The organism is Comamonas serinivorans, assembly GCF_002158865.1.
Classification (GTDB): Bacteria; Pseudomonadota; Gammaproteobacteria; order Burkholderiales; family Burkholderiaceae_C; genus Comamonas_E; species Comamonas_E serinivorans.
Genome location: NZ_CP021455.1, coordinates 1882499 through 1909012, shown reverse-complemented (window position 1 = coordinate 1909012; position 26514 = coordinate 1882499). Strand labels below are relative to the sequence as shown.

The window sequence follows — 26514 nt, the reverse complement described above, 5'->3', positions numbered from 1 at the left end:
CCTGCGGATTCGGCATCGGTTCCGGTTCAGTCCAGCTTCACGCCCACCGACTTGACCAGCGCTTCCCACTTGGGCAACTCGCGCTTGTACAAGGCCGTGAACTCCTGCGGCGAGCTGTTGGTGTTGGCGCGGAAGCCCATGGCGGCCACGCGCGCGTTCACTTCGGGCTTGGACAAGGCCTTGGCGATGGCGTTCGACAGCTTCTGCTTGATGGCGTCCGGCGTTTTGGCCGCCACGGCCATGCCGAAGAAGCCCACGATGTTGAAGGCGTCGTCGTTCACACCGGCCTCGGTGAAGGTCGGCACATCGGGCATGCCCGGGGGACGCTCGCGACCGGTGATGGCCAGCACGCGCAGCTTGCCGGCATCGACGAACTGCTTCATGACCTGCACACTGCCCCAGCCCACGTCGATGTCACGTGCCAGCAGCGCCTGCACCATGGGTGCCTCGCCCTTGTAGGGCGCGTGCGTCATCTCGCCCTTGGTCATCTGGTTGATGCGCTCGCCGGCCAGGTGCGGGTAGGAGCCCAGGCCGTACGAGCCATACGACAGCTTGCCGCGGTTGGCCTCGATGTGCTTGAACAGCTCGCCCAGGGTCTTGACCGGGACGCCGCTGTGCACGGCGATCAGCGTGCCCGAGTCGATGGGCCGGTACAGCATGTCCAGGTCGCGCGCCGGGTCGAACGGCATCTTGCTGTAGAGGAAGCGGTTGACCAGCAGGGTCGAGGTCAGCCCCAGGCTGATGGTGTGGCCATCGGGGTCGGACTTGGCGACTTCGTTCGTGCCCAGGATGCCGCCGGCACCGGGCTTGTTGTCCACCACCACAGGTTGGCCCAGGTCAGGCCCGATGTGCTGGCCCAGCAGGCGCGAGAGCGCGTCGGTCGCGCCACCGGCCTGGTACGGCACGATGATGCGGATGGGCTTGCTGGGGAAATTGGCCGCGGCGTTCTCGGCGCTGGCCTGGGCCGCCAGCGGCAGGCCGGTGGCCGCCAGCGCGCCAGCGCTGGCCAGGGCTTGGCGTCGGGTGATGCGGGTCATGAAAGTCTCCCTGGGAAAAAGCCGACGGCGGCGGTTCAGGTCGATGCCGTCGCGGGTGAAGGGCGGCGCGGGCCATGCACGCGCCGACGGCACGTTCAGGTGGGCTCCACGCCCGCCTGCTCGATCATGGTCTGCCACAGCGGCAGGTCGCGGATGAGGTCAGCCGTGAAGGCGGCCGGTGTGTCGTCGTCCACCACCGGGTAGCCCGTGGCTTCGATGCGCGCACGCACCTCGGGCAGCTTCAGCGCCCGTGCCGCCGATTGCGCAAAGCGGTTCTGGATCTCGATCGGGGTCTTGCCTGGTGCCGCAAATGCCGTCACGCCCAGCGTCTGGTACGGCGCGTCGCGCTGGTTCTGCTCCCAGAAGGTGGGCAGGTCGGGCAGCAGGTTCGAGCGCTGCTTGCCGATGATGCCGACCGCGCGGATCTTCTCCAGGTGCGGCTTCAGCCCCATGGGGCTGCCCATGCCGATCTTCACCTGCCCCGCCACCAGGTCCAGGATCATGGGCGCCTCACCCTTGTAGGCGACGTGCGCCGCATCGGCGCCGGCCAGGCGGCTCATGTAGGCGCAGATCAGGTGGCCGTGCGACCCCAGGCCATACGAGCCATAGCTGACCTGCCCCTTGTTGGCCTTCATGTAGGCCAGCACCTCGGCCACGTTCTTGGCCGGCAGCGACTGGTGCACCGCCAGCACGATGGGCGAGGTGCACACGCGGCCCACCCAGGCCAAGTCCTTGTTCGGGTCAAACGGCAGCTTCCGGTACAGGAAGCGGTTGGTGACCATGGTGCTGGTCGTGCCCAGCATCCAGGTGTGGCCATCGGGGGCGGATTTGGCCATCGCATCGCAGGCGATGATGCCGGCCGCGCCCGGTTTGTTGTCCACCACCACGGCCTGTCCCAGGTCCTTGCCGATCGCGTCGCCAAGCGCGCGCGCCATCACGTCGGTGGCGCCACCGGCTGCGAACGGCACGATGAGGCGGATCGGCTTGGTGGCGAAGCTGTTGGCGCCGTGCGCAGCGCCAGCCAGCAGGGGGCTGGCGGCCAAAGCGGCACCAGCGGACAGCACATGGCGCCGTCGCCAGGACGGATCGGTTGGGGTCACAGGTGTCTCCTGATGGCCGTGCACCTCCACGCCTGGCAAGGTTCGGGCTTGTCAATATGAAAGGGTATGCCTAGGTGACCGTTTGCGATGAAACGGCCACCCATGCATACCCTTCAAAGTGTGCCCAAAGCCCCGGGAATTGCATGACGCCTGCGCGTCATGCCCGACCCTGTGTGGGGCTAACTGGCCGCCGCGCCGGGCCTGTACCCGCACGGCGCCCCAGCCATCACGTGGGCTGAACGCCGGCCTGGTTCAGCAGCCGGCCCCAGATCGGGCCTTCGCGCGTCCAGGCCTTGCCAAAGGCCTCCAGCGTGTCGTTGTCCATGGGCACAAAGCCCGCGGCGATGATGCGGGTCTTGCCCTCGCGGCTGGCCACGGCGGCATTGGCGGCCTGCGCCCATTGCTTGGCGATGTCGGCCGGCAGCGCCTTGGGGCGGCGATCGCCAGCCAGCCCACCAGGGCCAGGGCTTCGTTCTTGTAGCCCGCCTCGCCGAACGTGGGCACCTGCGGCAGCAGGGGCACACGGCGGTCTCCCGTCACGGCCAGGGCACGCAGCCGGCCCGAATCGATGTGCGGCTTGAGCGTGATCATGCTGCCCATGCCGATCTTGACGTTGCCGCCCAGCATGTCCTGCACCATCAGCGCCTCACCCTTGTAGGCGACGTGGGTCATGTCGGCGTCGGCGACGTCGCTCAGCGTGGCGCAGGCCAGCTGGCCGTGCGAGCCGATGCCGTACGAGCCGTACGACAGCTTGCCCTTGTTGGCCTTGATCCAGGCCATGAACTCTTTCAGGTCCTTGGCCGGCACATCGCTGGTCACCACCAGGCAGATGGGCGCCGTGCACACGCGCACCAGCGGCAGCAGCTCGGTCTGCGGGTCGTAGCTGGTCTTCTTGTACAGGTACTTGTTGGTGAGCATGGTCGTGGTCGTGCCCAGCAGCGCCGTCAGGCCATCGGCCGGCGACTTCACTACGGCCTCGCCGCCGATCAGGCCGGCTGCGCCGGGCTTGTTGTCGATCACCACGGCCTGACCAAAGGTCTTGGCCATGCGTTCACCCAGCACGCGGGCGATCACATCGGTGGCACCACCGGCTGCAAATGGCACCACCACGCGCACGGGGCGCTTGGCAAAGCTGGCTTGTTGCGCCCAGGCGCCCATCGGGGCCAGGGTCGCAGCCGAGGCCGACAGGGCCAGCAGATGACGGCGGTTCATCGAATGTGTCATGTGTACATCTCCTTCTTGACAACTACGCATGCGGGCCGATTCCATGAGTCGACCCGATGTGTTCTACAGTACCCAGGCATTTCCGTTGATCAGTCATCGCAAATCACCCCATACTGGCGAATTGCACAACGTCTTCGTGGACACCTGTGGTCCGACAGCCCGTCCTGGGGCTGCCGCTGAAATGTGCCTGCCAAACCGCCGCCGCCGCATGTGCCAAACCACATGGGTTCTGTGGGGTCATGAGGCTGCGGGCTGCACGCACCGCGCCCCACTGGGCCAGGCAGGGAAACGGCACCGGCGCGTGGCACCCGGACAAGCCGGGCGGCAGCCGCGAACGGATGCCGGCGGGCCTCAGCTCAGGCTGGGCGCCACGCCGCGGGGCGCCCCTCGCAGGGCATCGCCCACCACGGGGCTTCAGTTCACGCCAGCCACACGGCTGCGCACGATCTTCTGGTTCTTCAGCGGCAGCTCGGCCAGCGCGGCGCGCACGGCTTCTTCGTAGGCGGCGCTGGCCTGGGCCGGCATGTGCACCAGCAGGCCTTCGGCCTCGGTGCAGCGCACCTGCGGGCGGTCGGCCTCGGCCACGCCCTGAGCCTCGCTCACCTGCGCCACGATCTGCTCGGCCACGGCCTGGGCCGCCAGCGCGCGCAGCTCGGGCTTGTAGATCTTGCCGACGTTGGTCATGGGCATGGCGTCGATCAGGTACACGCGCTTGGGCCGCGCGGGCGGCTCGTCCACGCGCTCGGCCGCGAACGCCATCAGCGCTTCGGGCGTCACCTGCTCACCGGGCCGCAGCGCGACGAACACCACGGGCAGCTCGCCGGCATAGGCGTCGGGCGCGCCCACGGCGGCGGCAAACTGCACGGCCGGGTGCGCGCCCACGGCGTCTTCCAGCACCTTGGGGTCGATGTTGTGGCCGCTGCGGATGATGAGGTCCTTGGACCGGCCGCTCAGCTGCAGGCGCTCCTGCTCGTCGAGGAAGCCCATGTCGCCCGTGATGAGCCAGCCATCGGCCGTGAAGGCTTTTTCGGTGTCCTTGGGGTTGAGGTAGCCCGCGAACACATTGGGCGCCTTGTACAGCACGATGCCGGGCTCGCCGGGCGCCACGTCCTCGTCGGTGGGCTGGCCGTGCTCGTCCATGCGCACGATGCGCATCTGCATGTGCGGCAGGCGAAAGCCCACGCTGCCGGCCGGGCCCGACGCCCCCAGCGGCGTGGTGGTGGACACGCCCGAGGTCTCGGTCATGCCCAGCGTTTCGTGAATCTTGTGCCCGGTCAGCCGCTCCCAACGGGCGGCCAGCTCGGGCGGCAGCATGGCGGCGCCGGTGCCGCAGTAGCGCAGCGACGAAATGTCGGCGTCGCCGATCGGCACCTGGGTGACGGCCGCCAGCACCGTGGGCACGCCACCGGTGTTGGTCACCTTGAAGTGCTCGATGATCTTCCAGTAGTTGCGGATGACCTCGGGGTTGCGGAACAGCTGGGTCGTGGGCACCACCGAATGCACGCCCACCGCGAACGACGGCAGGCCGCCGGCCAGCGTGCCGGCCACGTGGAACTGCGGGCTGCCGTTGATGGAGACGTCCTCGGGCAGCACGTTGCGCACCTGCACGCTGGCCCAGCAGGTGTAGACCTGCCCGCCATGCGTGTGGCGCGCAAGTTTGGGCGCGCCCGTGGTGCCGCCGGTGTGGAAGTACGAGGCGATGTCGCCGGACTGGATGCGGCGGCCGCTGACCAGCCGGTCGTCCGGCTGCGCGGCCATCAACACGTCCAGGTGGTGCACGCCAGCAGGCAGTGCCGGCCGCGCGGCCGGGTCTTCGCCATACGGCGCCACGCGGATCACGTGCTGCAGGCTGGGCGCCTGCTCGCGCAAGCGCATGGCCTTGTTCCAGTAGTCGGCCTCGGCGGCGTCGCCCCAGGTCAGCAGCACCTTGGCCCCAGACGCGTTGAGCAGCGACACCAGCTTGTCCTCGGTCAACAGCGGGTTCAGCGGCTGGGCAATGCCCGCGGCCGACGCGCCCCACAGGCCCAGCTGGTATTCCAGGCACGACGGCAGCAGCACCGCCTGCACATCGTCTTTGCTCATGCCCAGGGCGTGCAGCACGTTGGCGTACTGCGTGACCTTGGCAAACAGGTCGGCATAGGTCCAGACGATGGACGGCCCGGTGGGGTCGCCGGTCAGCATGAAGGTCAGCGCCGGCTTGTCGCCAAACGCCACGCGGCTGTTGTGGAGGAGCTCGTAGCTCGACTGCGCCTTCATGACCTGGTCCAGCGGCGTCTTCTCCAGCTCGCGGATGTCGTCCATGGTGCGCACCACACGCGTTGCGCGCAGGGGCGGGTGCACCGGCGGGTAATCGTGGGCGGCGGCTGGCGTCGAGGCGGTCATGCAGGTCTCCAATTTTGAGCCCGGGCATCCTAGGGAAAGGCCTAGGGACAACCGGTCGCCCATGTGTCATGCGGGCTGGCGCCGTGGCTTGTCGCTGCCCTTCCTTGCCTCGCCGCACGCGCCCTGCCAGACGCCGTGCCACGCTGCTCCGCGTCGCTCTGCCGGCGACGGCGCCACGCCTTTCACCGCCTTGCCGCCACGTCCGGCCCGCCCAACGCCGGCACGCTGGACATCCCGAGGCCACGCCCTTCCCGCACAATCGCCCGGTCTTGCGCGTCCGCTCGCGCCACCCGCTTGAACCCGGAGAGTTTCCATGCGCCGTCCCCCTCCTTCCCGCCCAGCCCGCGCCAGGGGCTGGCCCCTGAAGCCGTTGGCCTCGCTGATCCTGGCGGGCTGCGCGCTGCCGGCCCAGGCGCTGTCGGTGACCCAGGTCACGCCGCAGGGCGAGGTCAGTCGCGTGAGCCAGGTGGTGGTCAAGTTCGACGCGGCCGCCGTCAACGGCGGTGACGCGCGTGCGCCCGCCCCCTTCAATCTGCGCTGCGAAGGCGGCGCCGGCGATCTGCTGGCGGGCAGCAGCGCGCGCTGGAACAGCCCGCGCGAGTGGGTGGTCAACCTGCGCGGCGAACTCCCGCCCGGGGTCAGCTGCACGCTGGCGCCCCACACCGGCTTCAAGCCGCTCGATGGCCAGGCCTGGGCGCCCCGCCCCTACACCTTCTCGACGGGCGGGCCCATCCCCATCCGCGTCGTGCCCTACGCCGGCGCCCAGGTGGACGAGCAGCAGTTCTTCGTGCTGCGCTTCAACGGCGCGGTGGACCCGGCCAGCCTGCAGCGCAGCGCCTGGTGTGAAGCCGAAGGCATTGGCGAACGCATCCCGGTCCAGCTCATCACCGGCGCCGACCGTGATGCCACGCTGAAACACCGCCACCTGGACAACCAGGCCAAAGCCGACCCCGCGGCCTGGCAGGTGGTGAGCTGCAACCGCCGCCTGCCCGCCGGCGCCAAGCTGAAGCTGAACGTGGGCCCCGGCGTGCGCACGCCCAGCGGCTTGGCCGCTCAGGGCGGCGAGGGCTACACCTTCCAAGTGCAGGCCCCGTTCGAGGCCGAGATGAGCTGCCAGCGCGAGAACGAGAACGCGGGCTGCTCGCCGCTGTCGGCCGTGACGCTGCGCTTCTCGGCCCCCCTGCCCTGGGGCCAGGCCAAGCAGATCCGCCTGACCGGCCCGGGCAAGGACCGCAGCCCCACGCTGGAGGCCCGTGAGTCCCAGGCCGATGACGCGCTGGTCAGCGCGCTGCGCTTTGCCCCGCCGTTTGCCGAACGCAGCGACTGGCGCCTGGAGCTGCCGCGCGACCTGCGCGACGGCGCCGGGCGCGCGCTGGTCAACGCCGACCGCTTCCCGCTTGCCCTGCGCACCGGGCCCATGCCCACGCTGCTCAAGTTTTCGGCCGCGCCCTTCGGCATCGTCGAACGCCATGCCGAAGGCCCCGGCCAGACCGCCCTGCTGCCGCTGACGGTGCGCAAGGTGGAAGCCCGGCTGAACGGCCAGGCGCTGAAGGTCGACGACGGCCAGGTGCGCCAAAAAGCCGTGCACAGCGACGCCGACATCATCGAGTGGTTCCGCAAGGTGCACCGCTACGACACCTGGCTGGTCGAGCGCAAGGTTGCGGCCGGCGACGTGGCCGGCACGCTGCCCCCGCCACCCAGCGACGACTACAAGGGCTATGTCGAAGCCCGCGCGGTGTCGCTGCTGCAGGGCCAGTCCGCCGTCAACACCGTGGCCCTGCCCAAGACCGACGGCGAATCGAGCGAGATGTCCGTCATCGGCATGCCGCTGCCGACAGGCTTTCACGTCGTCGAGGTCAGCTCGCAGAAGCTGGGCCAGGCCCTGCTCAGCGAGGCCTACGGCCCGCAACGCGCCATGGTGGTGCGCACCAGCGCCCTGGTGACCAACCTCGGCGTGCACATGAAGCTGGGCCGCGAAAACTCGCTGGCCTGGGTCACCACGCTGGACAAAGGCCTGCCCGTGGCCGGCGCCAAGGTGCAGGTCAGCACCTGCCGCGGCCAGCCCGTGGCCGAGGCCGTGACCGACGCCCAGGGCATCGCGCGGTTCGAGGCGCTGTCGCCACGCCCGCCCTCGCGCGCCTGTGGCGAGTTGGGCTACTTCGTCAGCGCGCGCGCCGAGCAGGGCGGCGAGGCCGACATGAGCTTCACCTGGACCAGCTGGCAGAACGGCATCGAGCCCTGGCGCTTCAACGTGGACACCAGCGACTCGCCCACGCCGGACACGGTCTACCACACGGTGTTCGACCGCACGCTGCTGCGCGCCGGTGAAACCGTGTCCATGAAGCACTTTCTGCGCACCCAGACGGGCCAGGGCTTTGGCACGGTGAAAAACCCAGTATCAAGCGCTTCCGTTGTCAATCAATCGACAGGCGACAAATACCCCTTATCACTGACGTGGCGCACCACGCGCACCGGCGGCCTCTCGGCCGAGAGCAGCTGGGCCATTCCCAAGAGCGCCAAGCTGGGGCTGTACACCGTGCAGCTGGGCGAAGACGGCATGCTGCAAGGCGGCAGCTTCCGCGTCGAAGAGTTCCGCCTGCCCGTGCTGCAGGGCCGCATCACCGTCGGCCAGCCCAAGGACCCGCTGAGCCTGGTGGCGCCCGACAAGCTGCCCGTGGCGCTGCAGGTCAGCCACCTGTCCGGGGGGCCGGCCAACGGCCTGGACACGGCCGTGAGCGCCATGCTCTCGCCCTACAGCGCCAGCTTTCCCGACTACCCCAGCTTCAGCTTCAACTGGCCCAGCCCGCGCAACGCCAGGGTGGACGAAGGCGATGAAGAAGGCGACGGCGAAACCGCTTCGGCCACCAACCGCGTCATCGCCAACAAGCAAGCCGTGAAGCTGGACGCCCAGGGCGCCGGGCAAACCCAGGTCAGCGTGCCGCAGGACAAGGCCGGCCCGCGCAGCCTGCTGGTCGAGGCCAGCTACGCCGACCCGAACGGCGAGACACAGACGCTGTCGCGCCGCGCCGTGCTGTGGCCCGCCGCCGTGGTCGCCGGGGTGCGCACGCCGGAGTGGGTGTCGGTGAAGAAAGACATCGCCTTCGACGCGCTGGCGCTGGACTTGAACGGCAAGCCCAAGGCCGGCGCCCACGTCTACGTGAAGGCGATCTCGCACGTGACCACCTCCACCCGCAAGCGGCTGGTCGGCGGCTTTTACGGCTACGACTCGACCACCGAGGTGAAGGACCGCGGCACCGTGTGCGCGGGCAAGACCGACGCCCAGGGCCTGCTGGCCTGCAAGGCCAAGTTCGACGACGTGGGCGAGCTGGAGCTGATCGCCGTGGTCGCCGACGACCAGGGCCGCGAGAGCCAGGCCGCCACCAGCATCTGGGTGACGGCCCAGGGCGAGCTGTGGTTTGGCGGCGAGAACCACGACCGCATGGACCTGCTGCCCGAAAAGCGCGACTACGCGGTCGGTGACACCGCCGTGTTCCAGGTGCGCATGCCCTTCCGCGAGGCGCAGGCCCTGGTCACCGTCGAGCGCGAAGGCATCCTGCATGCCGAGGTCGTCACACTGACGGGCCAGGACCCGACCGTGCGCCTGAAGGTCGACCCCAGCTGGGGCCCGAACGTCTACGTGAGCGTGATGGCTTTGCGCGGGCGCCTGTACGAGGTGCCCTGGTACAGCTTTTTCACCTGGGGCTACAAGACGCCGCTGGCCTGGTGGCGTGCCTTCTGGAACAAGACCGACGAATATGTGCCGCCCACCGCCATGGTGGACCTGAGCAAGCCGGCCTACCGCCTGGGCGTGACCAAAATCCGCGTGAACGACACGGCCCACACCCTCAGCGTCAAGGTGCAGACCGACCAGCCGCGCTACGACGTGCGAGGCAAGGCCAAGGTCATCGTCACCGCCACGCTGCCCAACGGCCAGCCCGCCGCGCACGCCGAGGTGGCTCTGGCCGCCGTCGACCAGGCCTTGCTGGAGCTGCAGCCCAACCTGAGCTGGAAGCTGCGCGAGGCCATGCTGACCGAGCGTCCGCTGGGCGTGAGCACCTCGACCGCGCAGATGGAGATCATCGGGCGGCGCCACTACGGTCGCAAAGCCCTGCCCCCGGGCGGCGACGGCGGCCCCGGCAGCCAGACGCGCGAGCTGTTCGACACCCTGCTGCTGTGGCAGCCCACGCTGCAGCTCGACGCCAACGGCCGCGCCGAAATCGAGGTGCCGCTGAACGACAGCCTGACCACCTTCACCATCGCGGCGGTGGCCGATTCGGGCCTGAGCCTGTTCGGCACCGGCGAGGCGCGCATCCGCACCACCCAGGACCTGCAGCTGATCAGCGGCGTGCCGCCCTTGGTGCGCAGCGACGACCAGCTGGACGCCGGCATCACCGTGCGCAACACCACCGACCAGCCCATGGCCATCCAGCTGACGGCCAAGGCGCCGGGCGTCACCCTGCCCGCACGCGAGCTTGAGCTGGCAGCCGGGCAGTCCCAGGTCGTGACCTGGACCGTGACCGTGCCCAGCCTGCCGGCAGCGCCCGGCGCCGCTGCCCAGGCCTGGCCGTGGGAGATCGAAGCCGTGGACAGCCGCCAAGGCGCGCGCGACGCCTTGCGCATCAGCCCGCAGGTGCACAGCGTGGTGCCCGTGGCCGTGCAGCAAGCCACCCTGCAGCAGCTCAGCGGCCCGCTCAGCCTGCCCCTGCAGGCGCCGCCCACGGCGGCCCGCGACGGCGACGGCCGCCCACTGGGCGGTGTGCAGGTCAGCGTGGCCGCCAAGCTGGCCGAAGGCCTGCCCGGCCTGACCGAGTGGTGGCGCCGCTACCCCTATGCCTGCCTGGAGCAGCGCACCAGCAAGGCCATCGGCCTGGACGACGTGGCGCTGTGGCAAGCCACCATGGCCGACCTGCCCACGCACAGCGCCAGCAACGGCCTGCCCACCTACTTCCCGGCCGGCCCCAACGCCACGGGCAGCGATGCCCTGGCCGCCTACCTGCTGGCCGTGGCCCATGAAAAGGGCAACCTGGATCCACGCTTCGCCATCCCGGCGGCCGACCTGGCCCGCCTGCAGGCGGCGCTGGTCAATTTCGTCGAAGGCCGCATCACCGCAAGCTACTGGACACCCGCCAGCGACGTGGGCCTGGCCGTGCGCAAACTCGCGGCCATCGAAGCCCTGTCGCGCTACGGCAAGGCCCAGCCGCGCATGCTGGACAGCATCGCCCTGGAGCCCAACCGCTGGCCCACCAGCGCCGTGATCGACTGGCTGGCCATCCTGCAGCGCCTGCCCGAGCTGCCCGGACGCACCGAGCTGCAAGCCAGCGCGCGTCAGGTGCTGCAGGCCCGCCTGCAGTACCAGGGCACGCGGCTCATCTTCAGCAACGAGTCAGGCGACAACTGGTTCTGGACCATGCGCAACGCCGACAGCAACGCCGCCAACCTGCTGGCCCTGGCGCTGCAGGACCCGGTGCTGCAGGCCGACGTGCCGCGCCTGGCCACGGGCCTGATCGGCCGGGCCCAGCGCGGCCACTGGTCCACCACCACGGCCAACGCCTGGGCCAAGCTGGCCCTGGACCGCTTCTCGGCCCAGTACGAGCGTGAGCCCGTCAGCGGCCACACCGAAGCCAAGCTGCCGCCCGATGGCCAGGGCAGCGTGGACTGGGGCAAGGTCGTGCCGCGCCAGGCCGGCCAGGCTGCCGCGGTGCCCACGCCCTCGGGCGATGTCCGCAACGCGGTGCCCGCGCTGGCCCCGAACGAGCTGCTGCTGCCGTGGGCCAAGGGCGGTGCGGCCCAGACGCTGCAGCTGAACCAGAACGGCAGCGGCAAGCCCTGGGTCACCGTGGCGGCCCGCGCCGCCGTGCCGCTGACGGCGCCGTTCAACGGCGGCTACAGCGTGCGCAAGCAGGTGCAGGTGCTGGATGGCGGTGAGCTCAAGCGCGGCACCACCCTGCGCGTCAAGCTCGACATCACGGCCAACGCCGACATGAGCTGGGTGGCGGTGAGTGACCCCGTTCCCGCGGGCGCCACCATCCTGGGCTCCGGCCTGGGCCGCGACTCGGCCATGGCCACACAGGGCGAGCAAAGCACTGGCAACGGGGCTGTCACCTTCATCGAGCGCGGGTTCGACAGCTACCGGGCCTACTACGCCTACCTGCCCAAGGGCAACACCTCGCTCGAATACACCGTGCGCCTGAACAGCGCCGGCCAGTTCGGCCTGCCCCCCACGCGGGTCGAGGCGCTCTACGCGCCAGAGATGTTCGGCGAAACACCGAACGCGCGCCTGACGGTCAAGCCCTGAGACCGTGGCCTGCGTGCCACAGCACGCAGGCCAGTGCATGTCGCCGCGCAGATATTTACCCGGATTAAATATTTAACCCGGGTAGAATATCGACATGAACGCGATGTTTCCTTCCCACTACACGGCCTTCGCGGGCGATCGACGTGTGGCCCAAGGCCGCTATGCCGAGATCGCCGAGGCCCTGGCCGCCGTCGACGAACCCGCCGGTCCCATCCTGGTCTTCGACGACGCCACCGGCGCACCCGTGGACACCCCGCCCCGTCCCGAGCACGCCGCCCTGCTGGCCCGCCTGGCCCCCACCGCCGATGCCGGCGATGCCGGCGATGCCGATGCAGGGCCCGCGCCAGCCCCTTCGTCCCGCCCGGCACCCGGGCGCCCGCGGCTCGGCGTGGTGGCGCGCGAGGTCACGCTGCTGCCCCGCCACTGGGACTGGCTGGCCCGGCAGCCCGGCGGCGCCTCGGCCGCCCTGCGCCGCCTGGTCGACCATGCGCGCAAGTCCACCGACGCCGCCGACGACCGCCGGCACGCGGCCGAGCGCGGCTACAAATTCATGAGTGCGATCGCGGGCCACCAGCCGGGCTTCGAAGACGCCGCGCGCGCGCTGTTCGCCGCCGACGCCGCGGCCCTGGCGCGCTGCACCGCGGCCTGGCCGCCCGATGTGCGCGCCCACCTCGCCCACCTGGCCCAGGGCGTGTTCACTCCTCACGACGACGACGCAGGCACCCCATGAACCGACCCTCCGCCTTTGCGGGCCACGCCCAGCCACCGCTGTGGCGCGTGTACCTGCTGTTCCTCGGCCCCATGGTGCTGGCCAACATCCTGCAGTCGCTGTCCGGCAGCGTGAACGCCGTCTACATCGGCCAGATGCTGGGCACCTCGGCCCTGGCCGCCGTGGCCGGCATGTTCCCCGTGGTGTTCTTCTTCGTGGCGCTGATCATCGGCGTGGGCGCCGGCGCCTCGGTGCTGATCGGCCAGGCCTGGGGCGCGCGCGAGCCGCACAAGGTCAAGGCCATTGCCGGCACGGCGCTGACGCTGGGCGCCTGCATCGGCGTGGCCGCGGCGGTGTTGGGCGAGCTGTTCGCGCGCCCTGCGCTGGTGGCCCTGGGCACCTCGCCCGAGCTGCTGCCCGACGCCGTGGCCTATGCCCGCATGATGATGCTGAGCATGCCGCTGCTGCTGGTGTTCATCCTGTTCACCCAGCTGCTGCGTGGCGTGGGCGACACGGTGACGCCCCTGCTCGCCCTGGTGCTGTCCACGGCCGTGGGGCTGCTGCTCACGCCGGCGCTGATTCGCGGCTGGCTGGGCCTGCCCCAGCTGGGGGTGGCCAGTGCCGCCGTGGCCGCAGCGGCGTCGTTCGCGGTGGCGCTGGCGTTCTTGTGGGTGTACCTGCGGCGACGCGGCCACCCGCTGGCGCCCGACGCGGCGCTGCTGCGCGAGCTGCGCCTGAACCCCACGCTGCTGCGCGCCGTGCTGCGAATCGGCGTGCCAACCGGCGTGCAGATGGTGACCATCGCCATGGCCGAGCTGGCCATCCTGGGCCTGGTAAACGGCTACGGCGCCGACGCGACCGCGGCCTACGGGGCCGTGAACCAGATCGTCAACTACGTGCAGTTTCCCGCGCTGTCCATCGCCATCACGGCCTCCATCCTGGGCGCGCAGGCCATCGGCGCCGGCCGCAGCGAGCGGCTGTCGGCCATCGTGCAGACCGGCCTGTGGCTGAACCTGGTGCTCACGGGCGGGCTGGTGCTGCTGGGTTACCTGCTGTCGCGCTGGCTGCTGGGGTTCTTCATCACCACGCCGCATGTGCTGGGCATGGCGCAAACGCTGTTGCACGTGATGCTGTGGGCCAGCGTGGTGTTCGGCATGCAGGCCGTGGTGGCCGGGGTCATGCGCGCCAGCGGCACGGTCTGGGGCCCCACGGCCATCAGCGTGGGCTGCATCGCCCTGGTGCAGCTGCCCGCCGCGCACTGGCTCTCGGCCCGCTTCGGGCTGCAAGGCGTGTGGATGAGCTACCCCGTGGTGTTCTGCAGCATGCTGGCCCTGCAAAGCCTGTTCTACCGCCTGGTGTGGCGCTCCCAGCGCATCGAACGCCTGGTGTGACGGGTTTGAGCCAGGCAATCAGGCAGTATCCTTCGCTTGTCGATGCATTGAAAACGGCCGTGATCCCATACTGCCAAACTTTCAAGCACAGCGAGCAGCATCGCGGCGCGGGCCTCGTCATCCTGCGACGCCTCGGACTGCGTTCGATGGCATGCAGCGACCCTGGTCGGGCTGGCGGCGCCCTGGGTCGCGACGGGTGACGGGTGACGCTGCGCCTGCGCATGTCAGCGTTTGACGCCTGAACCCAGAGACCTGCCCAAGCCCGATCGACGCCTGCCCCTCCACCTGCATCACGCCTTGGCGCCGATCAACCGCGCCAGGCTGGGCCAGACGTTGGCGAGCAGCGCCGGCTGGGCCTGCTCGTTGGGGTGGATGCGATCGCCCTGGAACTGCGCCGTGGGGTCTGGGGCATCGGCCACGCCCTTGAGCAGGAACGGCACCAGGGCCGCCTGCCTGGCCTGGGCCACCTTGGCGAACACGGCCTCGAAATCGCGCGTGTAGGCCGCGCCATAGTTGGGCGGCACCTGCATGCCCACCAGCAACACCTTGGCGCCCGCGGCCTGGCCCTGGCTGACCATGGCCGTCAGGTTCTGCTCGGTCATCGCAATCGGCAGGCCGCGCAGCGCGTCGTTGCCCCCCAGCTCGATCACCAGCACCTGCGGCTGGTGCTGCTTGAGCAAGGCCGCCAGCCGCGCCCGCCCGCCCGAGGTGGTGTCGCCGCTGATGCTGGCGTTGACCACCTGCTCGGGCCGGCCGGCCTGCTGCAACCGCTGCGCCAGCAAGGCCACCCAGCCCGTGCCGCGGCGCAGGCCGTACTCGGCACTCAAGGAGTCGCCCAGCACCAGGATGCGCGGACCGCTCGCAACCGCGCCCGCCCCACCCGGCTGCGGCGCGGCCCCGCTGCGGGCGCCACCGGCCGCGTGAGCCGACCAGGGCGCCGCAATCCCGGCCAGCGCCAGGCCCACTGCCCGCGCGATAAAGTGCCGACGCGGTGTGCCCGAGCGCACGCCGCCGTCGCCACCGTCCTGGTCCCCGTTTTGTTCACGTTCTCGATGCTGCACGCCACCACTCCTGCTTCTCATCCCGCCGAGGTCGGCGCGGCTGCCGCCACGCCCTTGATCGCCGTCGATCACGTCTTCAAGTCGGTGACGGACTCGGCGGGCACGCTGGACATTCTGCGCGACATCGATTTTTCCCTGGCCGCGCGGGAAACCGTGGCCATCGTCGGCGCGTCGGGTTCGGGCAAAAGCACCCTGCTGTCCATCATCGCGGGGCTGGACACCCCCAGCCGCGGCACCGTGCGGCTGGGCGGCCAGGACCTGTTCGCTGTCGACGAGGACGCCCGCGCCGCCCTGCGCGCGCGCCACATCGGCTTCGTGTTCCAGAGCTTTCAACTCAATGCCAACCTCACCGCCCTCGAGAACGTGATGCTGCCGCTGGAGTTGACCGGCCGCCGCGACGCCCGCAGCCTGGCCACCGACATGCTGCGGCGCGTGGGCCTGGGCGAGCGGCTGACCCATTTCCCACGCGTGTTGTCGGGCGGCGAACAGCAGCGCGTGGCGCTGGCCCGCGCCTTCGTCACGCAGCCCCGGGTGCTGCTGGCCGACGAGCCCACGGGCAGCCTGGACTTCGCCACCGGCGAACACGTGATGCAGCTCATGTTCGAGCTCAACCGCGAACTCGGCACCACGCTGGTGCTGGTCACCCACGACCGCCAGATCGCTGCGCGCTGCGAACGCCGGCTGGTGGTCGAAGCGGGCCAGTGCCGCGAGGGCTGAACCGCGCTCGTCTGGGTGGCACGCGTGATGCGGCGCATCGCCCATCACCCCAGCCCTGGCCACCCCTGCTCAGACGCCCTCCAAGCCATGCCAACGCCATGCGGCATCCGGCCACCGGCTTGCAGATGCCTTGCACGCCACGTCCGCTGGAGTCTGAGCAGACGATGGCTCCAGGGTGAATCAGACCCCGGCCACTTCGGCAGGGTCAGGGCTTGGCGTAGTACAGCAGCCAGAGGCCGTTGTAGACGGCGTGCACCACCAAGCCCGGCCAGAGGGACGCGGTTCGGCGGAACAGGACGCCGACCAGGAGGCCGACCATGAACGCGTTCAGGAAGATGACGCTGGGCCCATGAACGGCCGCGAAAATCGCCGCGCTGCCCGCCACGCCCGCCCACCGGCCGTAGCGGTTCAGCGCATTGGCGATCACCCCGCGAAACACCAGCTCTTCGCCCAGCGGCGTGAGCAGCGCCCCCGTGATCAGCAACGCCAGCAGCGACAGCATGCCGCCGGTCGCGGCAGCCTGGAAGTCCGCCTGGGTATTGGCTTCGGTGACGAATTGGATGTAGAGGCCCTCGATGAGAAAGCTCAGCCCGAACGCCACCACGCCCACCGCCGCGCCGACAAGCCGCCACGGGCGTGCCACCGCCCGAAAGCCAAACGCGCGAAAGTCTCGAATCCGCACGGTGAAGGCGACGAGGAACGCCACCACGCCCGCCACGCCGTTGGCCGCCATCCCCGCCACGCCGCGCCAGGCCGCTTGCCCATCGGGGATCTGCGCCAGCCAGAGCGCGATGACGAGGATCAGCAGCAGGTAGGCGATCAGCACGGTCGCCAGCTCAGGCCAGCCGGGGCGTGGGGCATGCGGGATCAGCGGCATCGCGTTACTCCGTGGGTTGCACGAATCCAGGCGCAGGCCAGCCGCAGACCCAGGCACGGATTGGCATGAAAAAAGCCGAGTGTGTCACTCGGCTTGCGTCCCCGGCGGCCCGCGCCAAGGACAAGCGTGCAAGCTGGCGGTGCGGAACACAGCCAGCCTGTGACGCGATCAGCCTCACTCGATCTTGGTGATCTTGGCGCCCTGCACCGACACGCCGGCCTCCAGGCCCACGTTGGTCAGCACAAAGCTCGTGACCGGGGCCTGCGCCGAGGTGGTGTCGATGCTGCCGTTGGCGCCCACCTTGCCCAGCGCCACGGTGGCATCGCCGCCGACCGACCAGCCCTTGCTGGCCTGGAACTCGTTCAGGGCCTGGCGGGTGTTGAACACATAGATCACGGCCTTGGACTGGCCACCGGCCTGCCAGCCCACCGAGCCCGCGGTGGTGCTGTAGTAGGCCTCGTTGCGGCCGCGCACGCGCAGCACGCCGCGGCCATGCTCCACGCCGACCACAAAGCTGCCGCCCACGACCGACGGGAAGATCAGCACCCCCTGGGCCCGCGCCACCAGGTCCTTGGAGCCCGGCGCCGTGGTGTACAGCCGCTGCAGCGCCGCGTCGGCGCGCGTGTTGATGGTCGTGCTGTCCGCCCGCGGTGCGGACTCTGTGCCCGGCTTGGTGGTCGTGCAAGCAACCATGGACAGGCTGGCCAGCGCGACGGCCGAAGCGAGCATCAGATGACGAATTGCAGGTGTACGCATGGGTTCCCCTTTCTGGTGTGTATCCCTGACCCCGACGTGATTTCGGGGCCTGTGCACCGCATGATGCGTGGCGGGCCGCGGCGACCAGGGGAGACGAGGCAGACAGCGGCTGTCGGACAACAGCCCGACATGAACGGCGCGCGCTCGGCGCCATCTTTACATCTTCATGCAGTATGGCGCCATTTCCGTTCAACATGAAACGGCAATGACACCATACTACCCAAGCACATTCAAGCTTGGCGCGCCCGCCAGGCCATCACTGCCCACAGCAACAGGCCGCTCGCCAGCACGGCGACGCCGATCCAGGCGGCGTTGAGCCCCGCCAAACGCTGCGTGCTCACAAAGGCCAGGCTGGACCACAGCATGTAGGCGCAGCTGGCGCAGAACAAGGCCGGCAGCACGGGGTACAGCGGCACGCGGAATGGCCGTTCGCGTGCGCCGTCGATCCGGCGCAGCCGGAACAAGGCCAGCCCCACCATCAGGAAAAACAACCAGAACACCGGCGCCGTGTACTCGACCATGGCCTGAAACCCGCTCTGGTGGCCCAGGCCCAGCCCCACGAGCAGCAAGGCCAGGAGGCTTTGCACCCAGGTGGCGTGGCGCGGCACGCGGCGCACCGCGTCCCAGTCGCCCAGAAAGCGCAGCGCAGGCCAGTCCTGCCCCAGGGCGCTCGCGGTGCGGGCCCCGACGATCATGGTGGCGTTGATGGACGTGAGCGCGGCCATGGCCACCATGGCCGCGATGAACTTGCCTCCCAGGGGCCCGAACACCGCAGTCAGCGCGTCGCTGGCCACCGCCTGCGAGGCGGCCATGCCCGACAGCCCCAGCACCTGCCAGTAGGCCCAGTTGACCAGCAGGTAGAGCGCGGTGATGAAGGCCACGGACAGCACCAGCGCCCGGGCGATGGCGCGCCGGTCGGCCAGGTCGGCGCTGATGTAGGCGGCGTCGTTCCAGCCGCCGAAGGTGAGCAGCACGAACACCATGGCGAAGCCCAGCCCGGCCCACGACGTGGTCGCCGCCACGGCCTCGGGCGCGGGTGCGGGCGCGGATTGGCCGCCCAGCAGCCAGAACAGCGCTGCTGCCACTACCAGCAGCAAACCCAGAACCTCGACGGCGGTGAACCACCACTGCATTTCGGCCCCGCTGCGGATGCCACGCAAGTTGACCGCGGTGAGCGCGGCGATGACCAGCACGGCGTACACGGCGCTGCTGGACTCGCCCAGGTCCAGCACCTGCGACATGTAGTCGCCGAACACGTGGGCCAGCAGCGCGATCGACCCCGTGGTGATCACCGTGAAGCGCGCCCAGGCGTACAGCATGGCCACCACGCGGCCAAAGGCCTGGCGCAGGAAGTGGTACTCGCCACCGGTGCTGGCGTAGGTGCTCGACAGCTCGGCATAGCACAGCGCACCGATGAGCGCGACCACGCCGCCCGCGGCCCACAGCGCGAGCATCCAGCCCAGCGACGGCACCTGGGCCGCCACCAGCGAGGGCGTCTTGAAGATGCCTGCCCCGATCACCACGCCCACGGTGATGGCCACCGCATGGCGCAGGCTCAGGGGTGCACCGCCGCTCGCGGCGGCACCCGCAGCTCCCGATCCCATCCCCGGCCTACTCGGTCATCACCAGGGGCGGCGCCACCGGCGGGGCCTGGCTCACGTCGGTCTGGCCACCCTGGCGCGTGGCGGTGAAGCGCGTCACCTGGCTGCCCTGGGTCACCTGCCCCTCGATCCGGTTGCCTTGCACGCGGCCATCGAAGGCCAGCCGCTGGCCCTGGGCATTGCGCAGGCCAAAGCGGAGGTGGTCGCCCCGCAGCTGCGGCTCGATCAAGCCCGCGGTGACGCCGGTGAAGCGGGCCTCGCCCGTCAGCACCTGGAAATGCTGGGACAGGTTGAGCGCCACGGCCTGGCCGTCCAGGGTCAGCGACCAGTCGCCCGACACGTTGGCTGGCACGTGCCAGAGCATGAGGTGCGTGCTGCCCACGTGGGCGGCTTCGTCAGGCGTCCACTCGCCCATGGTGAAGGTGTTGGACACCACGCGGGTGCCGGGCTTCATGGCCAGCAAGGTGGGCCGCAGCTTGAGGTTCAGCTCCGGCAGCAGGTACATGGTCACCACCTGGGCCTCGCGAAAGTCGGCCGCAAAGATGTCGGCCTCTTCGAAGCGCACGCGGTCGGCCACGCCGGCCTGCTGCGCGGCCGCCTTCGAGTACGCGACCAGCTTGGGGTTGAACTCCAGCCCGCGCGCGGTGGCGCCGAACTCGCGCGCCGCGGCAATCGGGATCTTGCCGTCGCCCGAACCCAGGTCCACCACCCGGTCCGAGGGCTTCACCTCGGCCATCTGCAGCATGCGGGTCACGGCCAGGTTGGGCGTCGGCAGCCACATCACGTCCTTGCCGATCTGCCCCCGTTGCGGTTCATAGGCCTGCTGGGCCTGGGCCCCCACGGCCCCCAGCGCAGCCAGGGCGGCCACGGCCACCCGTCGATTGATGCTCCTCACATGCGTCTCCTGCCAGCGTCACAAGCTGCAGCCAGACTCGGCCTGCAGCACGGCCGCTGACCGTATCACCCGCGCCCGTGGCAAGCCGGTGCGGCACGGCGGATGTCCTGGATCGGGAGAGGAAAAACCCCAGGTGACAGGCGATGGGGGCAATCGCCATTAGGTGTGCCAACCGACCGCCATGCGGTCGACGGCGCCCGCCCTTGCGGGCTACGGGGTGAGCGCGCTCGGCCGCGCTCAGTAGCGGATAGAGGCCGGGTCGAGGCCCGGGCTGGCCTTGCCGACCGGGTCGTTGTCGGCGGGGCTGGGCGGAGCCACCTCCCAGGTGGCCGGAATCGGGGCCGCCACCTCGGCGGGCGCGGTGACGGGCGCCACCACGGCCGCAGCCGGCCGGCGTTCGCCTTCCATCTCGCGCAGGCCGATTTCCAGCCGATCAACGCGGGCCTGGATGTCCTGTGCGTGGCGTTCGCTGAGCTCGGCCAGCTGTTGCAGACGGCCATCGGGGCTGGTTTCGCGCAGGCCAATTTCCAGGCGATCCACGCGCGACTGCACGGCCTGACCGGCACCGTCGATCTGTTGATTCAGGCGGCTCAGCTCTTCCGTCAGAAAGCCGCGCAGGTCGGTGAACCGCGAGGCTTCGGCCTTGTCGGCCAGCTCGCGCTGCGAGGCCAGCTCTTTGGCGTGACGCCGCGTTTCCATGAGCACGGCCGACTGCTGGTAGGCCACGAAGCCGATGAACACCAGGGCCATCACCCCCAGGATGCCCAGCATGACGACGCCAACCGGGGCATACACCGTGGTGAAGATCAGCGAGAGGTCGGTGGGCGTGGTCATCACGGTCCAGTTGACCGCGACGAAGATGGCGACCAGCGCGGCCACCACAATCAGCAAAATGGATCGGATCGACATGTGCATCTCCTTGATTCGGTCCGGCCGCACCAACGGCGGGCCAGGGATCCAGGCGGTGAGCCTGATTCAACCACACAGGCTTTGGAAACAGGGTAGGACGGCAAGCCCAGCGCGGCGCGCCCCCTCAGGGCAACGCGGCCGTCGGGCGTGCGCGCCATCACTTCACGCCGTCAGGTGTCGCCTTCAGGTCGTGTCGTCAAGCCACGCCGTTGGCCGCGCCATCAGGCCTCGAACAGCTTGGCCCATTCTCCCCGCAGCAGGTTCTTCTGCACCTTGCCCATGGCATTGCGCGGCAGCTCGGCCACCACCGCCAGGTGCTTGGGGATTTTGTAGTTGGCCAGCTCGGTCTTGAGCTGCGCCAGCATGGCGGCCGTGTCCAGCGCGGCACCGGGCTTGGCGATGACCACGGCCACCCCCACCTCGCCAAAGTCGGGGTGCGGCACCCCGACCACGGCCGATTCGGCCACGCCGGCCATGTCGTTGATGATGGACTCGATCTCGGCCGGGTACACGTTGTAGCCGCCGCTGATGATGAGGTCTTTGCTGCGGCCCACGATGGTCACGTAGCCCTCGCCATCGACACGGCCCACGTCGCCGGTCTTGAACCAGCCATCGGCGGTGAACTCTTCCTTCGTCTTCTCGGGCATCTGCCAGTAGCCCGCGAACACGCTGGGACCGCGCACCTGGATGCCCCCGATCTCCCCTTGCGGCACGGGCTGGCCCGCATCGTCATGGATGCGCAGCCCCACGCCCGGCAGCGGAAACCCCACGGTGCCGGCGCGGCGCTCGCTCAAGCCGCCATGGCGCGCATCGGCGCTGTAGGGGTTGGAGGTCAGCATGATGGTTTCGCTCATGCCGTAGCGCTCCAGAATCGTCTGGCCGGTGCGCGTGTGCCAGTCGCGGAAGGTCTCGGTGAGCAGCGGCGCCGAGCCCGAGATGAACAGCCGCATGCCCTGCACCGCGGCGGGCGTCAGGCCGGCCTCGGCCAGCATGCGCACGTACAGCGTGGGCACCCCCATGAAGACCGTCGCCCGGGCCATGTCGGCAATCGCCCGCTTGGGCTCGAACTTGGCGTGCCACAGCATGGGGCTGCCGTTGATGAGCGCGCCATGGATGGCGACGAACAGGCCATGCACGTGGAAGATGGGCAGCGCGTGGATGAGCACATCGCCACGGCCTTGGGGCCCGGCCAGGTGGGCCCCCCCGGCGGTGGACCAGCCCCAATAGGCCTTGAGCACCTGGGCGTTGTCCAGCAGGTTGCCGTGCGACAGCATGGCGCCCTTGCTGCGGCCCGTGGTGCCGCTGGTGTAGATGATGGCGGCCAGCGCATCCAGCCCGCAGTCCACCACGGTGTGCGCGTCGTCGCAATGCGCGGCCCGCTCGAGCAGGCTGCCAGTGCGGTCATCCCCCAGCGTGAAGACGTGCTGCGTGCCGTGTTGAAACGCGATCTGCGACACGCTGTTGAAGGACTCGGGCCGGCACACCACCACGGCGGGCTTGGCGTTGTCGATGAAGTAGGTGATTTCGCCCTTCTGGTAGGCCGTGTTCAGCGGCAGGTACACGTGGCCGGCGCGCAGGCAGGCCAGGTACAGCAGCATGGACTCCACCGATTTCTCGACCTGCACGGCGATGCGGCTTTGCGCGGGCAGGTCCAGCGAGGCCAGCAGGTTGGCCAGCTTGCCGCTGGCCGAATCCAGGTCGCGCCAGCTGTAGATCAGGCCGGTGTCGGTCTCCACCGCCCATTGCGACAGGTCTTGGGGAAACGCGGCGCGCAGCGCGGCGTACAGGTTGGTCGGCGAAGGGTCCGGCCTGGAAGGGTCCGGCCAGGAAGGGTCCGGCGTGGAAGGGCCAGTGTGCTTGCTCATGGATCGGTCTCGGCTGGGGGTGGGGGCGGATCGAAAAAGGGCGACAGCGACAGGATCGCGGACGGTGGCCAGCCCTGGGAGCCGGTCGCTGTTTTCCAGCTTGTGGGCACGCAGTATAGCCTTGAAGCCGTTCATGATGAAACGGTAACCCCGCCATACTGCCACACGCTCATCAGAACACGGGCGGACGCTTGGCCAAAAACGCCTGCACGCCCTCGCGATGCTCCGCGCTGTCGGCATAGGCGTAGGCCGTCTGCACCACCACGTCGACCGGTGTGCCCTGCCCCAGCGCGCGCAGGCTTTGCTTGTGCAGCCGCGCCGCCTGCGGCGCCAGACTGGCCACGCGGGCGGCGCAGGCATCGGCCTCGGCCTGCACCTGGTCGGGCGCGCACAGCCGCGTGAGGAAGCCCGCCTGCAGCAGCGCAGGCGCGTCGTACAGCGCGGCTTCCAGCAGCATGGCGCGCGCCACGGTGTCGCCCAGCCGGCTGCCCACCAGCTGCAGCTCGCGCGGCGCCATGGGAAAGCCCAGCTTGGCGATGGGCGCGCCGAACCGGGCGGCCTGGCTGGCGATGCGCAGGTCGCAGCAGCTGGCGATCTCGACACCGGCGCCCATGCAGTTGCCGGCTATGGCGGCGACGATGGGCAGGTCACACGCCAGCATGGCCGCCAGCCCGCCCCAGACCTCGTCTTCGTGAAAGCCGCGCAGCCGGGCCTCGTCGAAGCGGAACGCGGGGTACTCGGAGATGTCGCCCCCGGCGCAGAAATGCCCCGATGCCCCCTGCACGACCACCACGCGCAGGTCCGCGCCCGGTTCGGACTCGCCGTGGGCGCCGTGGATCAAGGCCTGCAGGTCGTCAAAGACGCGGCGCAGCTCGCGCCACATGCTGCGGGTCATGGCGTTGAACCGTGCCGGGTTGCGGATGACGACCCGGGCCACCTGACCCTCGCGCTGCCAGTGGATGGCGGGCGCCACGTCGACGGCGGAAGCGGAGGCGGCAACGGCGGGAGATGAGGCAGCAGCGGTCACGGTCCAATCCAAAAAAGTACAAGCCTAGCGCACACGGCACCGGCGCCGCTGTTCACGGACCGGCCTCGCGCCCGGTTCGCGGGCTAACCCGCGCATGCCGGCCCTGGCCGAGCTGCGGCTGCAGGCAGGCCCAGCCAGGCAGGCAGGCTCGGCCAGGACAGTGCCCACGGCGGGCGACGGCTGGCGCCTTCCCCGGCTGCGGACATCCACATTGTCATGCCGGCGACATAGGGTTTACCATTAGTTTTTCGCGCCAACGGCGTGGCCGGCCCTTGCGCACCCCTGCGCGCGGTGGCCCCATCCGCACGCCGCACCTGCCGGGCTCGCCCGCTCGCCACACCGCCTGCACTCCCCCCTGCGCACCGTTCACAAGGGCCTTGCATCCGATGCGCCCGCTGGACGACGCTGGTCGCGCGACCGCTTCCGCCTGCTCAGGCGAAACCGACCAAGGAGTGATAACAATGACGGTATCCAGCCGAACCGATGGCACTGCAATCGCAGACCCATCCGTACCCCACTACACCCCAGAAGAAAAAAAGCGCCGCGTCTTCGCCATCATGGCCGCCTCATCGGGCAACCTGGTGGAGTGGTTCGATTTCTACGTCTACGCGTTCTCGGCCATCTACTTCGCGGCTGCGTTCTTTCCCAAGGGCGACCCCACGGTGCAGCTGCTGAACACCGCCGGGGTGTTCGCCGCCGGCTTCCTGATGCGCCCCATCGGCGGCTGGCTGTTCGGCCGCATCGCCGACCGCCTAGGCCGCAAGCGCTCGATGCTGATCTCGGTCACCATGATGTGCGCCGGCTCGCTGGTCATCGCCTGCCTGCCCACCTATGCCCAGATCGGCGCCTGGGCGCCCTTCCTGCTGCTGGTCTGCCGCCTGTTCCAGGGCCTGTCCGTCGGCGGCGAGTACGGCACCACGGCCACCTACATGAGCGAAGTGGCCCTCAAGGGCCAGCGCGGCTTCTTCTCGTCTTTCCAGTACGTGACGCTGATCGGCGGCCAGTTGCTGGCCGTGCTGCTCATCGTCATCCTCGAAGCCCTGCTGAGCGAGCAGCAGCTGCGCGACTGGGGCTGGCGCATTCCCTTCGTGTTCGGGGCCGTGGCCGCCGTGGTGGCCCTGCTGCTGCGCCGCACCCTGCACGAAACGCAGACGCAGGACGCCATGCAGGAGCAGGAACGCGGCACGCTGCACCTGTTGTTCACCAAACACCTGGCCGCCTTCGTCACGGTGCTGGGCTACACGGCTGGCGGCTCGCTGATCTTCTACACCTTCACCACCTACATGCAGAAGTACCTGGTGAACACCGTGCACCTGCCGATCAAGACGGCCAGCTACGTGATGACCGTCTGCCTGTTCCTCTACATGTGCATGCAGCCGGTGTTCGGCGCCCTGTCCGACCGCATCGGCCGCCGCACCTCGATGCTGACCTTCGGCGCGCTGAGCGCGGTCTGCACCGTGCCCATCCTCACGGCCATGCAGCACGTCAGCTCGCCCTGGGTGGCCGGCCTGCTCATCGTCATCGCACTGGCCATCATCAGCCTCTACACCTCGATCTCAGGCATCGTGAAGGCCGAGATGTTCCCGCCCGAGATCCGCGCCCTGGGCGTGGGCCTGGCCTATGCCGTGGGCAACGCCATCTTTGGCGGCTCGGCCGAGTTCGTGGCGCTCAAGCTCAAGAGCATGGGGCTGGAATCGAGCTTCTTCTGGTACGTCAGCGTGATGATGGTGATCGCCTTCCTGTTTGCGCTGCGCCTGCCCAAGCGCGCGGCCTACCTGCACCACGAGCACTGAGCCGTGCTCAGGGCGGTAACAGCCGCGCATTCAAGACATGGGGTATGGGCCTGTTGCCGATGATTTTTCATCGGCAACAGGCCCATACTGCTTTGAAATGACTGAATCACAGCGCACATGGCACGGCTTGGCCGCTGCAAGGCGGGGCTGCGTGCCCGGCCCAGGCAAGGCGCCCAGTCAGCCCTGCAGCTCGGCGCGCCGGTCCTGCAGCAGCTGCCGCAGCAGGCTGCGGTGGCACTGGCGCTCGTCCTCGCAATAGCAACCCACCGAGAACGCCGCGTGCGCCGACAGCGCGGCCAGCAGGTCCAACGTGCGGCTGGCCGCCGGCTCGGCCATCTCGCGCCGGTACAGGCGGGTGAACTGGCGCCAGAGCCGGTCGGCTTCGGCCGCCTCGCCCTGCGCGCGCGCCCGCTGCGAGGCCTGCGCCACCGCCATGGTGTCGGCCGAGGGGGCCAGTTCGGGATACCACACGTCGTACCAGTTCAGGCGCGCGAAATCAGCCTTGGGTACACCGCGCGGCGGCCGCCGCACCGTGCCGATGCGCAAGCCCTCATCCGGCAGGCGGGGCGATCCAAGTCGAACGATGCGAAGGCTCATGGGGGCTCCGTGTTCAGGGGTGGCGCTGCGCCGGCGCGCGCCTGTCGGTTCACAGGCGGCCGCCGTTGCACAAAGGCAGGCCGAGGCGGTGGGCGCAGAGGGGTGTGCCGCGGCATGCAGGCCCCATTCTGACCCCGCCAGCCTCGCCCTCGGCCCTGTCGGCACGCCTGCCGGCGACGCCGTCGGCCAGCCAGCCCGCACCGCCCTGACGGGCCAGGGGGCCAGCACCTGCATGCGTATCTCCCGCGGCCTGACCGCCCTGCCCCTGGCCCATAATG

The 26514-nt window shown here is 69.7% G+C and carries 18 protein-coding genes; 5 read left to right on the top strand and 13 right to left on the bottom strand.

Going from position 1 to position 26514, the window contains the following annotated elements; translation table 11 throughout:
• Positions 1–26: 26 nt before the first annotated feature.
• The 4 genes from CCO03_RS08070 to CCO03_RS08055 all read right to left on the bottom strand — a co-directional run bounded on the left by CCO03_RS08070 (position 27) and on the right by CCO03_RS08055 (position 5743).
• Positions 27–1037, bottom strand: coding sequence for a Bug family tripartite tricarboxylate transporter substrate binding protein (locus CCO03_RS08070; RefSeq protein ID WP_157667563.1), 1011 nt, complete (start codon positions 1035–1037; stop codon positions 27–29).
• 95 nt (positions 1038–1132) lie between these two features.
• The gene (locus CCO03_RS08065; RefSeq protein ID WP_087284423.1) at positions 1133–2137 is read right to left on the bottom strand and encodes a Bug family tripartite tricarboxylate transporter substrate binding protein; all 1005 of its coding nucleotides are present in this window, start codon (positions 2135–2137) and stop codon (positions 1133–1135) included.
• 252 nt (positions 2138–2389) lie between these two features.
• The gene (locus tag CCO03_RS08060; protein ID WP_236904084.1) at positions 2390–3361 is read right to left on the bottom strand and encodes a Bug family tripartite tricarboxylate transporter substrate binding protein; all 972 of its coding nucleotides are present in this window, start codon (positions 3359–3361) and stop codon (positions 2390–2392) included.
• A gap of 414 nt (positions 3362–3775) precedes the next feature.
• Complete coding sequence (locus CCO03_RS08055) at positions 3776–5743, bottom strand: acyl-CoA synthetase (RefSeq protein ID WP_087279586.1); 1968 nt, start codon at positions 5741–5743, stop codon at positions 3776–3778.
• Positions 5744–6056: 313 nt separating this feature from the next.
• Here CCO03_RS08055 and CCO03_RS08050 point away from each other — a divergent pair, with 313 nt between their 5' ends.
• The 3 genes from CCO03_RS08050 to CCO03_RS08040 all read left to right on the top strand — a co-directional run bounded on the left by CCO03_RS08050 (position 6057) and on the right by CCO03_RS08040 (position 14138).
• The gene (locus CCO03_RS08050; protein WP_087279583.1) at positions 6057–12038 is read left to right on the top strand and encodes an alpha-2-macroglobulin family protein; all 5982 of its coding nucleotides are present in this window, start codon (positions 6057–6059) and stop codon (positions 12036–12038) included.
• Positions 12039–12132: 94 nt separating this feature from the next.
• Complete coding sequence (locus CCO03_RS08045) at positions 12133–12768, top strand: DUF2239 family protein (RefSeq protein ID WP_087279580.1); 636 nt, start codon at positions 12133–12135, stop codon at positions 12766–12768.
• Positions 12765–14138 carry an MATE family efflux transporter gene (locus CCO03_RS08040; protein WP_087279577.1) on the top strand — a complete coding sequence of 458 codons (1374 nt, stop codon included), beginning with the start codon at positions 12765–12767 and terminating at the stop codon, positions 14136–14138. The genes CCO03_RS08045 and CCO03_RS08040 overlap by 4 nt, the downstream gene beginning before the upstream one ends.
• Before the next feature lie 290 nt (positions 14139–14428).
• Here CCO03_RS08040 and CCO03_RS08035 read toward each other — a convergent pair whose 3' ends face one another.
• Positions 14429–15145, bottom strand: a complete 717-nt coding sequence (locus tag CCO03_RS08035) for an arylesterase (RefSeq protein WP_418236054.1) — start codon at positions 15143–15145, stop codon at positions 14429–14431.
• 45 nt (positions 15146–15190) lie between these two features.
• On the opposite strand from CCO03_RS08035, the gene CCO03_RS08030 reads away from it, so the two are divergent.
• A complete protein-coding gene (locus CCO03_RS08030; RefSeq protein ID WP_087279573.1) occupies positions 15191–15916 on the top strand; it encodes an ABC transporter ATP-binding protein in 726 nt (241 codons plus the stop codon).
• A 205-nt stretch (positions 15917–16121) separates the two neighbouring features.
• Here CCO03_RS08030 and CCO03_RS08025 read toward each other — a convergent pair whose 3' ends face one another.
• From CCO03_RS08025 to CCO03_RS07995, 7 genes are all read right to left on the bottom strand, one after another.
• Entirely contained in the window at positions 16122–16742 is a 621-nt protein-coding gene (locus CCO03_RS08025) for a CPBP family intramembrane glutamic endopeptidase (RefSeq protein WP_205690376.1), read from the bottom strand.
• A 225-nt stretch (positions 16743–16967) separates the two neighbouring features.
• A complete protein-coding gene (locus tag CCO03_RS08020) occupies positions 16968–17522 on the bottom strand; it encodes a BPSL1445 family SYLF domain-containing lipoprotein (protein WP_418236053.1) in 555 nt (184 codons plus the stop codon).
• Positions 17523–17779: 257 nt separating this feature from the next.
• On the bottom strand, positions 17780–19153 hold the full coding sequence (locus tag CCO03_RS08015) for an APC family permease (protein ID WP_087279561.1): 1374 nt from the start codon (positions 19151–19153) through the stop codon (positions 17780–17782).
• A gap of 7 nt (positions 19154–19160) precedes the next feature.
• Positions 19161–20045 carry an SAM-dependent methyltransferase gene (locus tag CCO03_RS08010; protein ID WP_157667562.1) on the bottom strand — a complete coding sequence of 295 codons (885 nt, stop codon included), beginning with the start codon at positions 20043–20045 and terminating at the stop codon, positions 19161–19163.
• Positions 20046–20282: 237 nt separating this feature from the next.
• A complete protein-coding gene (locus CCO03_RS08005) occupies positions 20283–20954 on the bottom strand; it encodes a hypothetical protein (protein ID WP_157667561.1) in 672 nt (223 codons plus the stop codon).
• Positions 20955–21175: 221 nt separating this feature from the next.
• Positions 21176–22819 carry a malonate--CoA ligase gene (locus tag CCO03_RS08000; RefSeq protein ID WP_087279553.1) on the bottom strand — a complete coding sequence of 548 codons (1644 nt, stop codon included), beginning with the start codon at positions 22817–22819 and terminating at the stop codon, positions 21176–21178.
• Positions 22820–22991: 172 nt separating this feature from the next.
• The gene (locus CCO03_RS07995) at positions 22992–23792 is read right to left on the bottom strand and encodes an enoyl-CoA hydratase/isomerase family protein (RefSeq protein ID WP_087279549.1); all 801 of its coding nucleotides are present in this window, start codon (positions 23790–23792) and stop codon (positions 22992–22994) included.
• Between the two features lie 515 nt (positions 23793–24307).
• On the opposite strand from CCO03_RS07995, the gene CCO03_RS07990 reads away from it, so the two are divergent.
• Positions 24308–25639, top strand: coding sequence for an MFS family transporter (locus CCO03_RS07990; protein ID WP_087279546.1), 1332 nt, complete (start codon positions 24308–24310; stop codon positions 25637–25639).
• 177 nt (positions 25640–25816) lie between these two features.
• Here CCO03_RS07990 and CCO03_RS07985 read toward each other — a convergent pair whose 3' ends face one another.
• The gene (locus tag CCO03_RS07985) at positions 25817–26236 is read right to left on the bottom strand and encodes a DUF488 domain-containing protein (RefSeq protein ID WP_087279543.1); all 420 of its coding nucleotides are present in this window, start codon (positions 26234–26236) and stop codon (positions 25817–25819) included.
• Between the last annotated feature and the right edge of the window lie 278 nt (positions 26237–26514).